The sequence below is a fragment of the Paraburkholderia tuberum STM678 genome, assembly GCF_902833905.1.
GTDB lineage: Bacteria > Pseudomonadota > Gammaproteobacteria > Burkholderiales > Burkholderiaceae > Paraburkholderia > Paraburkholderia tuberum.
The window spans coordinates 37,126-50,747 of the sequence record NZ_CADFGP010000013.1 but is presented as its reverse complement, the minus strand read 5'-3'; the positions used below and the strand labels follow the sequence as shown (position 1 = coordinate 50,747).

Sequence of the window (13,622 nt, the reverse complement as noted above, 5' to 3'; positions counted from 1 at the left end):
GCCCACCGACCGGATCGCCGCAATCTACAACCCACCGCCCTCTCGGCCCCGCCCCCCTTCCACGAACCGCGCGATCCTCTCGCACGCCTCGATCAATCGATCCTCGCCCACCACCAGCCCCAACCTCACGAAGCCGTTCGCCGTCTCCCCGAACGCACTCGCGTCGAGCACGGCCACGCCTTGTGCGCGAAACAGCTGCCATGTGAACTCGGTCGTATCGAGCCCGGTCCCGCTGACGTCGACCATCATGAACATGCCCGCTTCGGGCAACAGGCACCGCAAGCCCGGCACACGATGCAAACGCTCGAACACGACGTCGCGCCGCCGCCGGTAGATCTCGCGAATATCGGCGACGATCTCCGCCCTGTTCTCCAAAGCCGTCAACGCGGCCTGCTGGATGAAACCCGGCAGGCCGTACAGCATCGCGAGCGCGAGCCGCGCCATGTGCTCGATCAGCGTCGCGGGCCCGATTGTCCAGCCGACACGCCACCCCGCCATCGCATGCGACTTCGACAGGCTGCCGAGCGTGACCGTGCGCTCCGCCATGCCGGACAGCGACGCAATGCTCACGTGATCGCGTTCGAACGTGAGTTCCGCGTACACCTCGTCGGACAGCACCCACAGGTCGTGCTCGCACGCGAGCCGCGCGATGCGTTCGAGATCGGCGCGCTGCATCACCACGCCGGTCGGGTTGCACGGCGTCGCGAAGAATATCGCCCTCGTGCGCGGCGTGATCGCCGCTTCGAGCGCGTCGCAGTCGACGTGAAACGCGCGCGCCGGATCGACCGGCACCGCGACGAGCGTCGCACCCGCCGCGCGCACGCAAGCCTCGTAGGTCAGATACATCGGCTCGGGAACGATCACTTCGTCGCCCGCTTCGAGCAGGCACAGCGACACCGCGAACACGCCGTTTTGCGCGCCGGCGGTCAGCACCACGTTGGCGGCGCTCACGTCGCAGCCCGTCGTGCGCGCGTGCTCGGCGGCGATCGCGGCGCGCAGCGGCTCGCGACCGGCCATCGCCGTATAGTGCGTATCGCCGGCCCGCAACGCATCGATGGCGCGCTCGACGATCGGCGCGGGCGTCGAGAACTCGGGATCGCCGACGCTCAGCACGATCACGTCTTCGCCCCTGGCGGCCGCCTGCTGCGCGACCCGATGAATTTCCCACGCCGACGTGCGCCGCCCTTGCAGTCGCTCGACCAGATTCGAATACTTCATTGCGCTCACCCGTTGTTGTGCGGTCCGATCCGCCGATCTCTTTCCATTCGACCCGCCAATGTAAAGGCACGCCGGCGAAACGTCCAGATACGAAAAAGGGTCATGCGAGCGGATAACCTCGCATGACCCTGTGCGCAATGTACTGCTGTTTGAATGACTGCTTTGCTTCAAACCCCCGCCAGGTTTTATTTCAACCCCCGTTAAAACTTCGGCGCTTCAAAGCTGCCGGCGCAGTTCAGCCGGCGGCACCTTCATCAGATGCCGGTATTTCGCCACCGTGCGTCGCGCGACCAGCACGCCCTGATCCGCGAGCATCTTCGCGAGCGTCACGTCCGACAGTGGATCACGCGTATTTTCCGCGGCGATCATCTCCTTGAGCAGCGCGCGCACAGCGGCGGCCGAGCAGGTTCCGCCGCTTTCGGTGCCGAGCTCGCGCGGGAAGAAATGCTTGAACTCGAAGATGCCGCGCGGCGTCGCCATATATTTGTTGCCCGTCGCGCGCGAGATCGTGGATTCGTGCAGGCCCAGCTCGTCAGCCACGTCACGCAGCACCATCGGCTTCAGCGCGATCTCGCCGTACAGGAAGAATGCCTTCTGATGCGCGACGATGCATTCGGCAACCCGCTGGATCGTATCGAAGCGCTGTTGCGCGTTGCGGATCAGCCAGCGCGCCTCCTGCAGCTGCTGCGCGAGCGGCGAACGGCTCGCGCCGGCCGACTGCGCGAACAGCTGCGCATACATGCGATGGATTCGCGCCCGCGGCTGCACCGCCGGATTGATCGACACGACCCACTTGTTGCGCACCTGACGCACGATCACGTCGGGCACGACATAGTTATCCTCGGTGCGGCCGTAGCAATTGCCGGGCTTCGGATCGAGCTTGCGCACCAACGCGCAAGCCACACGCAATTCCTCCGCGCTGCAGCCGATCTGTTTTTGCAACTCGGCCTGCTCGCGGCGCGCGAGCCTTTCCAGATGATGCTCGGCAATCTGCCGCGCGACGTCGCGTCCCGGCGTATTGGCGGGTAGCGCATTGATCTGCAGCGCGAGGCATTCCGATAGCGAACGCGCGCCGAGCCCCGGACGATCGAGCGCCTGCACGAGGCGCAACGCCACCAGCAGTTCTTCCTCGGTCAGCGTGGGTTCCAGATCGACGCTATCGGCCAGGTCGGCCAGCGATTGCCGCAGATAGCCGTCGTCGTCGAGCGCCTCGATGATGAAACGGGCCACCGCGCGATCGCGGTCGTCTAGCCGGTACAGGCGCAACGCGTCGTGCAACTGTTCGCGCAGCGTGGGTTGCGAGCGAGCCCAATCGGCCGGGTCGCTGCCGTCCGCGTCGCCGTTCTGGCGCATCGAGTTGCGCGAACCGTAGTCGCCGGAAAAATCGGCGGGCATGTCGTCCTGGCCCGCGCTTTCGAGCGTATCGCTACCGGCGCTTTCCGCCGGCACTCCGTCCGGCTCGGCGGCGGCAAGCGTATCGACGGCGGGCGGCGCGTTGGCGTCTTCACCCTCGCCTGGCGTCGTGCCGGCGAGCGCGACGTCTTCGGCTTCGGATGAGTCGTATTCGAGGAACGGATTGGTATCGAGCGCCGTGCGCAATTCCTGCTGGAACTCGAGCGCCGACAATTGCAAGAGCCGCACCGACTGCTGAAGACGAGGCGTCAGTGCGAGAGACTGCCTTGTACGAAGTTCGATTGAAGGCATTGGAGTGATCCCGTTCGTTAATAGCCTCAGACTCAACGAGCCGAGTTCACTGACCAACGCAACGTCCGTACCAGATCGCGCAAGACGCTGTTTTGATTGCGCTTTGTTTATTCAGGCGGATGAATTGCCCTGACCGGGCGCGCCGGTTTTTACAAACGGCAGGCAATTTCCGGTCCCTTTCTTCATCTCTTCGGCGGCCTCGCGCATGGCCGCGCCGCAGCCCTATTCGTCAGTCGAAACTCCCCGGTGCATGCGGCTTTCGCGAGCGGCATGGATTGGCTCGCAGCCGGCAGGCACGATGGTTGCGGAGCAACGGTGTGTGGACGGACGCCGCCCTTCGCAAACGCCTCGATCGAGCGCGGATGCGAGCACAGCGTCCGGTGTCGAGAAACGGGCCCCTGACGGTACCGTAGCGGCGACGACCCCACGTGTCTCATCAGCGGCTTCGGCCGCGATCGGCCACCGGCCAACAAGACCGCCATTTTCATTACCACCTGATGGAGAGAACCATGAAGACGATCCAGCTTCTGAAGACCGCAGGCAGCATCGCCGTCGTCGCGTTCGCGCTGAACGCGAACGCCCAGACCAGCGCTTCGGCCCCGCCAGCGGCGTCGGAAAGCGTCGGCCAGCATATCGACGATGGCACCATCACGACCAAGGTCAAGGTTGATCTGCTTGCCGCGAAGAACGTCAAATCGACGCATATCCACGTGAAGACCCGCAAGGGCGTCGTGTGGCTCACGGGTTCGGTGCCTTCGGCCGACGACAAGTCCGCCGCCGAAGATGTCGTGCAAAGCGTGAAGGGCGTGACCAGCGTGAAGAACCATCTGAAGGTCGCGGCTGACTGATATCCGCGCGATTGGTTCGCACCGATTCGACTGAACAGAACGTAACAGAGCCGGCTGGCAGAGCCGGCTCTTCCTTATTGCACTGACGCGTCGATCAATGCTTCATCGCCGCATACTGGTCGCGCAGATCGCGCACGCGGTCATGCGTTTGCAGCACGCCCTGGTACTGCCGCTCGACGATTGCCCGCACGTCCGCCGGCAAATCCTTCTCCAGCGCGTCGTGATAGCGTTTCTTCGCGACGTCCTCGCCTTTTTCGCACTCGGCAAGAATTGCATGGTCGCTGCGATTCGCTACCGCCGATTTCACGTCGACCCAGCCGCGATGCAGCGCACCGCTCATGCTGCCGCCGGTTTCGGGCTTGCCGCCCAGAGTCTGAACGGCATCCTGCAACTCACGCGCGCCGCGCGAGCAGTCCTCGGCACTCGAGCGGAACAGCATCTTCAGCTGGTCGTCGTGCGCATCCTCGGCTGCCTTCATAAAGCCCTTTTCGCCATCCTTCGACGTTTCGACCAGTTCATTCAATACGGAAACAACGTTGGTAGCCATTCAATACCTCCAAGGGTTTCGTTCATCGCGGAATCCGCCGCGCGGGGCTTTTTATGTGCCTCGCGATGAATCGGTTCGACGCGCGGCGGGCTGCATTTGATAGCACGCATCACGCGTGCCCGGCACCTCGCGCGAGCCGATGCGTAGCGAAAGGCAGCTCGAACGATCGCAGCCGCCGCGCGATGCGCGGCAACCGCGGGTGTCGCGCGACGTCGAAACAGCGCGGAAAACGGAAAACGGAAAACGGAAAACGGAAAACGGAAAACGGAAAACGGCCCGGTGATCGTCATCGGGCCGTTTTTGGTTGGTATGCCGCGTCGCTCATATCACGCGCGCTTCTCCGCGAATTCCTTGATCGGCTCGGGGGTCTTCAGCGGATCGAAATCGGCCCAGCGTCCCTGCTGCCAGCGGCCGGTCGCCTTCTCGATCGACACGCCGCCCGCTTCACGCAGCACGCGCGCGGCGTCCAACTGATTGTCGGGCGACACGTGCACGGCGACGAGCACGCCCGAATCGCGCGACTCCTCGTGATACGGCACGCGATGGTCCGATTTGCCGCGCTCCGTGGTGCGCGACATCGCGCCGACCAGCGAGCCGACATACGCGCCGACGCCGGCCGCGATCAGCGACACCAGCAGCGGCGCGGAAAACACCGCGAAGATCGCCACGCCAATCACCGCGCCAATCACCGCGCCGATCGTCACGCCCATGCCCGCGCCTTTAGGCGCTCCTCGCGCGCCGGGGTCGGTATCGGTGTCGCCGCCGATCGGGAAACGCGCATGCTGGCCGCGCGGATTGACGAAAAACAGCGTGACGTCCTCTTCCACGAAACCCGCATCGAACAGTTTTTGCGCCGCGCTTTCCGCAGCAGGAAAAGTCGTGAAGCGTGCCGCGACGATGAGTGACATACGGCCTCCTTATCGTTAATTGCCGTTCGTGGACCATCCTGTCGCCGCTGGCGCGAGTCGGAAGCAGCGCGCCCAGTCAATGCGACATGCAGCGGCGCTACGCCGCGGCGCCGCGATCCGGTTCCATGCCTTCCACTCTGAACAGTCCGCTATGCAACACTACGCCTTCTCCGTTGTTCTGGTCGAGCGCTTCCGCGCAGACCGAGCGGATGCGCTGACGGCCTCTGTCGAAAGCGGCCATCAACGCCGCTTCAAGCGCGGACTCCGCGCCGAAATGATCTTCCAGAGCCTCGGCAGTGATCGCGCAAACCACTGGCTCGCCATCGACGCGCGCAAGAAAGCGCACGGTCAGATTGGCGCCGTCGAAGGCCGCTTCGTCATCGGGGAAAGTGATCTGCATCAGAGAGTCCTCATAAGCAGGCCGTGGCAGGATCGCGTTCATGACGAGCCCTTCAATTGGCCGGCCAGTTGCTCCGCCATCTCGAGGTGATGCTTGATGGTTGGCAGCGCTTGCGCGGCCGCGGCCTTCAGTTGCGAGTCGGTGCCGCTCTCGCTTTGCTGCTGGAACAGGTCGACCGCGCGCTGATGCGCTTCCACGCCGACCTGCTCGACATAGGCCCGATCGAACTCGGTGCCCTTCAACGTCTGCAGTTTGCCGACCAGCGCGGAATCCGCGGACGGCGTCGGCTTGAAGCCCTTCTTCGCGACCAGCCCGGCCATTGCGTGCGACAGCTTCGTGTGGTCGGCGATCATCTGTTGAGCGAACTTCCTGACATGCGGATCGTTGGAGTTCTTCAGCGCGACCTTGCCAGCGGCGATTTCAGTGGCGTCCGACTTCGACGCTTCGAGCACGAACTGCTGATCCGCGGGTGACAGCGTCGTGCTGCCGGTCGGCGCTGCGCTCGCGGGCGCATCGCTCGCCTGCGCGCAGGCCGTGTCGATCGATGCCGCGCTCACGCCCAACACGGCCAGCGCGGCAGTCAACACTTGTAGGGAATACCGGAATTTCATGCATTTTCTCCCTGTCGAATCACCGATGCGCAGGCTCCGAAGCCAACGCGCCGCCTGCGATCAAGCCGCCTTGCGCTTCGTCAGTTGCGCGATCAGCGCCTTGTTGAACGCGGGAAGGTCGTCGGGTTTGCGGCTCGAAATAAGATTGCCGTCCTCGACCACTTCCTGATCGACCCACGTGCCGCCCGCGTTGCGAATATCGTCCTGCAGGCTAGGCCAGCTCGTCACCGTGCGCCCCTTGACGATCCCCGCCGATACCGGCAGCCACGTGCCGTGACAGATCACCGCGATCGGCTTCTTCGCGTTGTCGACCGCTTTGACGAACGCCTGCGCCTGCGGCAGCAGTCGCAGCGCGTCGCCGTTCACGACGCCGCCCGGCAACACCACCGCGTCGTAGTCGTCGGGACTGGCCTTGTCGAAGGTCGCATCGACGTCGACGGAATCGCCCTTGTCGACGTGTTTGAAGCCCTGGATCTTGCCCGGCTTCGCCGAGATCACATGGACCGTCGCGCCCGCCTCGGTGAGCGCGCGTTTCGGCTCCATGAGTTCTGCCTGCTCGAAGCCATCTACGGCGAGTACGGCTACCTTGTAGCCATTCAGTGCATCAGTCATGTGTGCTCTCCTTCATGCGGCGCCCCGCTCATGCACTTGCCCGTGATGCATGTGCATAGGTCTGCGCCTTCGCTAAGCATGGTTACGCAAAACACGTGCCTGGTTGAGGCAGTGTTCAGCGGGCTGACGTTACGTTGGCGATGCCCCGACGCTGCGGTTGCGCCGTTCAGCTCGCGCCGCCGCGTGTGCAAAAGCGCCGTGGTCAGACGTCGGTTTCGTCCTCGTCGGAGCGTTCCGCGCCCGGCGGCACTTGCGGATCGACGACGTGGTCGGTGTCGATATCGCGGTCCATTTCCAACGTCGAATCGCCATCGGCCGACGCGCGCTCGCCCGTACCTGAGCGATCGGTATCGCTGCCGAGTGCGGCGTCGCCGGCTTCGAGCGCGTGATTGTCGAGCTCCGTATCGACGTCGAAATCGTGACGCCTCGCGCCCGCCACGTCGCTGCCGCTATCGGACGAGTCGCTGGGACCCAGCGCGCCCGTCGTGCCGGACGTTTGCTTGACGGTCTGCTGCGGCTCTTCATCGGGGTTGAGTGTGCTGCTCATGAAAGCTCCCTTTCCGGTTGGTCACGTCGACTTGTCCGCAAGGACCGTTCCGCCTCAGCGCGCTGGTCACCTACCAGTGGCATCGCCCTTGCTTCCCGCCGATCACACGGCACACATCGCGCCTACTCGGCGAACCGGTTCGAACCGGGTTTGAAACTTCTACCTGCAACAATGGCTACCGCGACTCATTCCACGACCACATCACGCAACCCGACCACCGCGAATGGCAACACCGCGCCCCAACCGATGCCGCCGGGACTGCGCCACGCCGACGACACGAGGCCCGGCTACACACGCAAGCGCGAGCGGAACGGCTTCATCTATTTCGACGTCGACGGCAAGCGCATCGTCGATGAGGACGAGATTCAACGCATCAATTCGCTCGCGATTCCACCCGCGTACGAAAACGTGTGGATCTGCCCCGATCCGCGCGGTCATCTGCAGGCGACCGGCCGCGACGCGCGCGGCCGCAAGCAGTACCGCTATCACCCCCACTGGCGCGAAACGCGCGACGCCGACAAGTACGAACGGATGGCCGAGTTCGGCCGCGCATTGCCCAAAATCCGCGCGCGCGTGGCGCGTGATCTGAAGCTGCCCGGCATGCCGCTCGACAAGGTCGTCGCGGCCATCGTGCAGTTGCTCGACACGACGCTGATCCGCATCGGCAGCGCAGAATACGCGCGCGATAACCACTCGTACGGATTGACGACGCTGCGCAAGAAGCACGTGAAGATCAGGGCCGGTCAATTGCGCTTCCAGTTTCGCGGCAAGAGCGGCATCGAGCACGACGTGACAGTGGACAATCCGAACATCAAGCGCATCGTGCGACGTTGCGCGGAGCTGCCCGGTCACGACCTGTTCCAGTATCTCGACGAAGACGGCACGCGCCACAGCGTCGGCTCGACGGATATCAACGACTACCTGCGCCGCGTAAGCGGCGCGGACTTCACCGCCAAGGACTACCGCACGTGGGCCGGCAGCGTGTACGCGCTGGCGGCATTGCGCCTCTTGATGTGCAGCAGCGCGGCCGAAGCGCGTCGTCATATCGTCGCGATCGTGAAAGAAGTGGCGACGCTGCTACGCAATACGCCCGCCGTCTGCCGGCGCTGCTATATCCACCCAGCGATCATCAGCGCGTTCGAGGCGGGCGAGTTGCAGAGCCTCGCGCCAGGCCAATCGCGCCGCGGACTCAAGGTAGATGAAGTGGCCTTTGCGGTGCTGCTCGCGCAGGCGGAAAAGCGTGCGGCGAAACTCGCGCGCGCATCCCGTGCCAAAGGACGCAAGACCCGGGAGTCGTCGGTCGACGACAGTATCAACGGTTCGTTGACGAGTCTGCTAAAAAAGTCACGCGTGGTGCGCAAGAAAGCCACCGCCGCGAAAGACAAAAGCGCCGCGGCACATTTGCGAGCCACGCCACGCGTGCGTACGCGGCGCGCTGCGCGGGAAATGGCCTCCGAACCGAAACCGCCGGCTCAGTGACGGGCTCAGCGCCGAATCGACTCCGGCTCAAACGTCTTCCTCGAACGCCGCCATCACGAGCCAAACGTCGCGTTCGCCGGCGCGTATCTCCGCCGCCAGCGCATAGGCATTGCGCGAGGTCCCCGCCGCAGATGTTCGCCTGATAATGAATTTTCTTAGTCACGATTTTCTCCCTCGATGGGGAGCGCGATATCGCCGGCGCGTTACGATGAACGCACAGGTGCCTGGCCGCGCCCGCATCGATCCAGCGTTACTGTCCCTTCGTATCGCTGCTGGCATTGGCGCCGGGCGTGTTCGTCGTATCGGTCATCGGCTTGTTTGCCTTCGACTTCTTGTGATGATGTTTCATCGACGAAGTCGATCCCATGGTGCTGCCCGTGACATTCGACGCGGGCTCGTTGCCCGCCGTCGGCGCCGCGGTCGCCGCGCCATGCGCGTTGCCGCCGCCGGTGCCGCTATTGCCGTTACCGCCGCCCGCCTGCGCGAACGCGGCGCCCGACGCGACGGCGCCCGACGCGACCATACATGCCGCGAACAGCCATGCCTTCGGATACTTGCTCATCTGGGTTCTCCCTGAAGTAAAAGGACGGGTGCGATCCTTCGGTTCCCTGCTGCCATCACTGAGAATCGAGCAAGGCCTATGCCGCGCGATGCAGTCGTCGCATGCGCGCATCGCGCTTTGCTGATCAGCGCTGGCGTCGGCACTGACGAAATAATTGCAAACGCGCTCGCATCCTTTACGCACGCGGTGCCCTCGTCGCGCGGATGCGCCGCGCGCCACGGCGTAACGGCGCCGCATGGCTAGATGGAACGGCCGTTGCTAAATGCCTCGGTACATTCACCCCTTCAAAAAGGAGCCCATCATGGTGATGCAGACCCAGACACAAGGTGCGAACATCGTCGGTAAAGGCGCCGCGACCGCGGAAGGCCCAGGTCCGGATGTTATGGCAGCGGCTACGCTCGACGGCAACAAGGTTATCAGCAGCGACGGCGAGCACATCGGCAAGATCAAGGACATCATGCTGGACGTGCGTTCGGGCCGCGTCGCGTATGCGGTGCTGTCGAGCGGCGGTTTTCTCGGCATCGGCGACAAGCTGCTCGCGATTCCGTGGCGTGCGCTGACACTCGATACGCAGGAAAAATGCTTCGTGCTGAACATGGTGGCCGAGCGCGTGAAGAACGCACCGGGATTTGATAAGGATCACTGGCCATCGATGGCGGATCAGACGTGGGCCACCACCGTGCATCAGTACTACGGCAGCGAACCGTACTGGGGCGACGTCTATACGAGGCGCGACGACCTCGGCGTCGGTGACATTCCCGCGGGTTCGTCGGATGCGCCCGAGGCCGGGGGCGTGAAGCTCTGATCGCCAAATCGACCATTTTTGACGCGTGGCGAGTCCGACATTCCGCTTCAGGAGACAACACAATGGCGACCCGAAAGACCAGCAGCAAATCGAAACGCCCTGTGTCTCGTGGCAAGTCGGGACGGCCAGCGCGTCAGCGCCACGCGCAGGCGCACGCCGCGCATCGCGCTAAAACCGCGAAGTCGAGCGGCGCATCCGGCGCGAAGAGATGGTCGCATCACGTAATGGAAACGAGCGACGCGATGGACATCCAGAAGGATATTTTCAAAACCGGCAGCGCGGAGTCCATCGCGCAATCGTTGAAGCACTCGTCGACGGCAAGCCGTCGACGCAAGGGCACGCCGTTTCAATCGGCGATGTCGATGCTCAATTTCTACATCAATCGAGCGGGCCGAAACCTGCCGAAGGAGCGGCGCGATACGTTGCAGCGGGCCAAGCGCAAGCTGCGCGAAGCGTTTGGACGAGAGCCGCGGTGAGGTGACCGGATGGCGGCGCCATCACGCGGCACGGCGCTTCAGTCGGCTCCAGGCTGAATGCCGAAGGCACTCTGCACGGCCTCGTACCGCGAATTGACGTTCAGTTTTTCGAACACGTTCTTCATGTGCCATTTGACCGTCTCGGGTGCCAGATTCAATGATCGTCCGATTTCCTTGTTGGACAGCCCGCGAGCGACGTAGCCCAGTATTTCGAGTTCACGCGCGCTCAGTGTGCCCGGCGTTATCTTCGTGTCGGCATAGCTCGACGAAGAAGATGGCGTGTTATCCGCCTCGTCGAAAGCCGACAGCACCGTGCCGATATACGTGGCGTGCCCGGTCGCGATTTCCGATGGCGTGCGGCGAAAGCGTTCCAGTAACGCACGCATCGGCGGCCCCTCGTCCACGAAGCTATTGATCATCCCCATCGCGCCGCCGATCCGCAGCGCGTTTCCCAGCGCGGCGAACGCCTGTTCCGAGGCATCGTTCTGCTCATGCGCGAGAGAAAGCAGCAGCGAAACGACGGCCTCGGCATAGCGCCAGCCCAGTGCAACCAGATTGTCGAGTGAGCGCGAGAGAAAGCCAACGGCGTCGCCGGCGGCATTTTCAGCGAGTAGAACGCGGGCTTGCAGCACGCAGTAGCTTGCCCACGTTTCCATCGCCGAGCCCCGTCGCCCTTCGCACATCATCGGTACACTCGCGCTCAGTTCGTCGGTGACCTGTCGCGCCTCGACCACCCTACCGTCGGCAAGCAGCTGTCTGACGGTTTCCGCATCGCACGCGAGCTTCAGACGCAACCATCGACGGGTTATCGCGAGCTGTCGACCGTCCTCGAGAACGGCGAGCGCCGGCCCTTTTTTGCCATCCCGCCACAGCAGGCGCGACGCGGTAAGCATATAGCGCATCAATGCGGCGAGCGGCGAAGTCTCCAGCGCGATGGTCATGCGACCGTCGATCAACTTCCGCGCCTTGGACAGCTCGTTGCACTCGTAGTAAATCGACGCAAGGCAACCGGCTACCGCGGCCGCGCCCGCCGACCACTCTCCTGGCTTGTCTTCGGAGTACCGCATCGCGACCTCCATCACCCGCCTCGCATCGGGAAGTTCGCCGTGTATCAGCGCGGCGATGCCGTACACCGCGTCGCGCAACATATCCGCGCTGTTCGGCTTCCGGCTGAGTCCCACCTGATCGACCCGCGCTCTCCATACGCGGGAGATGTAGGCGAACTGCCCTCTATACATCAAGCCGAAAATCTCCGCGCTTTGCCCGTAATGGCGTACCCACGGTTCCGCAGGCGCCGTCGATGCCTCAACGGCACGCCCGAGTTCCAGCGCATGTTCGCTGTCGTCGTTCCCGCAAGCGATCACCGCGTGGATCGCGTTGATCTCCGCCCATGCGACCTCGTCGGCTACCGACCGATCATCACGGGCCATTCGTTCGAACTCGTCGGCAATCTCGCCGATCTCCTTCGACGCGCGCGCGGTCTCAAGCGACATCGCGAGAGCCCAGGCTTTCGCCAGACGCAAGCGCAGTCGACCCGCGATCACGTCCGGCGGCAGTTTGCGAATCCAGCCCGGCAGCATGAACGGGTCGCCGCGTTGGAGCATCTCCATCGCACAGTTTTCGGCCCACTGCGCCGCCTGCCCGATGTCGCCCGCTGCCAGCGCATGTCGCACGGCTTCGCGCCACAGGCGAGCCCGCGCGAACCACAGGCTGGCCCGGCGATGCAGCAACGGAACCTGTCGTGGCGTCTGACGCATGAGACGGCGGCGAAGCGCATCGCTCAGCAATGCGTGATAGCGATACCAGTTCTGCGTCTCATCGAGCGGCCGGATGAACACGTTATGCCGCTCGAGCCAGCCCAGCTTTTCTCCGCTTTCGCCCTCACCGCCCATGACATCGTCGCACAGCGTCGCCGTAAGCCGCTCGAGAATCGACGTGTAAAGCAAAAACGTCAGCATGGGCGGCGGCAAATGCGCAAACACCGTATCGTTCAGGTAGCGATCGATGCCGAAGCGGGAACCGGCGAGATGACTGGCGAGCGCGGCCACGTCATCGATCCGGTTCAGTCCGAGCGAAGCCAGTTGCAAACCGGCCACCCAGCCTTCGGTCGCGCTGTTCAACAACTCGACGCTGTTGCGGTTGAGCAGCGCGTTACCGGTGTGATCGAAAAACGCCTGAGCATCGTCGAGCGAAAAGCGCAGATCGTCGACATTCACACGCGAAAGTTTGTCGGGCGAGCGCAGCCCGCTCAGCGACAGCGCCGGTTCGCCGCGCGCGCCGAGCAGCACGTGAAGGTTGTCGGGCGCGTAGCGCAGCAGGCGCGACACGATCGCGAGAACGGGTTTCGCGCTCAGACGGTCGACGTCGTCGAGCACCAGGAAAACACCGCGGCCGTATGCGGCGATGCCATTGAGCAGCACTGAAATGACCGTTCTGACCGGCGTGTGTGCATCGTTATCGAGAAGTTGCTGTGCCTGCCACGCGATCTCCTGCGACGCGCGACAAAGCGCCGCCACCAGATAGGCCCCGAGTTGCTGCGGATCGTCGTCTTCTCCATCGAGACTGAGCCACGCAACGGGACGCTTCTTTCTCGTTTGCGCTTCGCTCCACGCGGCAAGCAAGCTCGTTTTGCCGAAACCCGCGGGCGCGGTCACGAGCGTAATGTGACGCAGACGTCGTTCATCGAGTCGTCGGAGCAATCCCGGCCGTTGCACGCAACCCGCGGGAAGACGCGGCGGCATCATCTTGGTCTGGATCAACGAGACGATCCATTCACGCTCGAAACTATCAGCGGTTGTATTCATGAGGTGTCCTCTCACCGGCTATCCGTGAGAGGCATGGAGGGTCGTTGTGAATTTGCTTTGAAGATACGCCGAACCGTATGACGACTCAATGAGTCGCCGCG

14 protein-coding genes are annotated in these 13,622 nt (G+C 63.7%); 4 read left to right on the top strand and 10 right to left on the bottom strand.

The features are described 5' to 3' along the window. Positions 1 to 24: 24 nt before the first annotated feature. On the bottom strand, positions 25 to 1,218 hold the full coding sequence (locus HWY30_RS13700) for a pyridoxal phosphate-dependent aminotransferase (protein ID WP_090809757.1): 1,194 nt from the start codon (positions 1,216 to 1,218) through the stop codon (positions 25 to 27). 216 nt (positions 1,219 to 1,434) lie between these two features. Beyond that, positions 1,435 to 2,922, bottom strand: a complete 1,488-nt coding sequence (locus HWY30_RS13695) for an RNA polymerase factor sigma-54 (RefSeq protein WP_090809755.1) — start codon at positions 2,920 to 2,922, stop codon at positions 1,435 to 1,437. Positions 2,923 to 3,431: 509 nt separating this feature from the next. Here HWY30_RS13695 and HWY30_RS13690 point away from each other — a divergent pair. Then, complete coding sequence (locus HWY30_RS13690; protein ID WP_090809753.1) at positions 3,432 to 3,770, top strand: BON domain-containing protein; 339 nt, start codon at positions 3,432 to 3,434, stop codon at positions 3,768 to 3,770. Positions 3,771 to 3,864: 94 nt separating this feature from the next. Here HWY30_RS13690 and HWY30_RS13685 read toward each other — a convergent pair whose 3' ends face one another. The 6 genes from HWY30_RS13685 to HWY30_RS13660 form a co-directional block, all read right to left on the bottom strand. Then, on the bottom strand, positions 3,865 to 4,317 hold the full coding sequence (locus HWY30_RS13685; RefSeq protein ID WP_090809752.1) for a PA2169 family four-helix-bundle protein: 453 nt from the start codon (positions 4,315 to 4,317) through the stop codon (positions 3,865 to 3,867). Positions 4,318 to 4,643: 326 nt separating this feature from the next. Then, a complete protein-coding gene (locus HWY30_RS13680; RefSeq protein WP_090809750.1) occupies positions 4,644 to 5,225 on the bottom strand; it encodes a hypothetical protein in 582 nt (193 codons plus the stop codon). A 97-nt stretch (positions 5,226 to 5,322) separates the two neighbouring features. After that, positions 5,323 to 5,667 carry a DUF1488 family protein gene (locus HWY30_RS13675; RefSeq protein WP_090809747.1) on the bottom strand — a complete coding sequence of 115 codons (345 nt, stop codon included), beginning with the start codon at positions 5,665 to 5,667 and terminating at the stop codon, positions 5,323 to 5,325. Continuing rightward, a complete protein-coding gene (locus tag HWY30_RS13670) occupies positions 5,664 to 6,236 on the bottom strand; it encodes a DUF4142 domain-containing protein (protein WP_090809745.1) in 573 nt (190 codons plus the stop codon). Before HWY30_RS13670 ends, HWY30_RS13675 begins: the two co-directional genes overlap by 4 nt. A 60-nt stretch (positions 6,237 to 6,296) precedes the next feature. Continuing rightward, positions 6,297 to 6,848: a type 1 glutamine amidotransferase domain-containing protein gene (locus HWY30_RS13665; RefSeq protein WP_090809743.1), complete on the bottom strand. Its 552-nt coding sequence runs from the start codon at positions 6,846 to 6,848 to the stop codon at positions 6,297 to 6,299. A 202-nt stretch (positions 6,849 to 7,050) separates the two neighbouring features. Beyond that, the gene (locus HWY30_RS13660) at positions 7,051 to 7,395 is read right to left on the bottom strand and encodes a chemotaxis protein (protein ID WP_090809741.1); all 345 of its coding nucleotides are present in this window, start codon (positions 7,393 to 7,395) and stop codon (positions 7,051 to 7,053) included. Between the two features lie 171 nt (positions 7,396 to 7,566). Between HWY30_RS13660 and HWY30_RS13655 the strand changes: the two genes are divergently transcribed. After that, a complete protein-coding gene (locus HWY30_RS13655; RefSeq protein ID WP_090809738.1) occupies positions 7,567 to 8,874 on the top strand; it encodes a DNA topoisomerase IB in 1,308 nt (435 codons plus the stop codon). A 250-nt stretch (positions 8,875 to 9,124) separates the two neighbouring features. On the opposite strand, the gene HWY30_RS13650 is transcribed toward HWY30_RS13655, so the two are convergent. After that, positions 9,125 to 9,436: a hypothetical protein gene (locus tag HWY30_RS13650; protein ID WP_090809736.1), complete on the bottom strand. Its 312-nt coding sequence runs from the start codon at positions 9,434 to 9,436 to the stop codon at positions 9,125 to 9,127. Between the two features lie 301 nt (positions 9,437 to 9,737). Here HWY30_RS13650 and HWY30_RS13645 point away from each other — a divergent pair, with 301 nt between their 5' ends. Then, positions 9,738 to 10,241 (top strand): PRC-barrel domain-containing protein, encoded by a 504-nt coding sequence (locus tag HWY30_RS13645; protein ID WP_090809734.1) that lies wholly within the window; start codon positions 9,738 to 9,740, stop codon positions 10,239 to 10,241. Between the two features lie 62 nt (positions 10,242 to 10,303). Then, positions 10,304 to 10,717: a DUF3175 domain-containing protein gene (locus tag HWY30_RS13640; protein WP_090809732.1), complete on the top strand. Its 414-nt coding sequence runs from the start codon at positions 10,304 to 10,306 to the stop codon at positions 10,715 to 10,717. Between the two features lie 38 nt (positions 10,718 to 10,755). Here HWY30_RS13640 and HWY30_RS13635 read toward each other — a convergent pair whose 3' ends face one another. Further along, a complete protein-coding gene (locus HWY30_RS13635; protein ID WP_090809730.1) occupies positions 10,756 to 13,521 on the bottom strand; it encodes a winged helix-turn-helix domain-containing protein in 2,766 nt (921 codons plus the stop codon). Between the last annotated feature and the right edge of the window lie 101 nt (positions 13,522 to 13,622).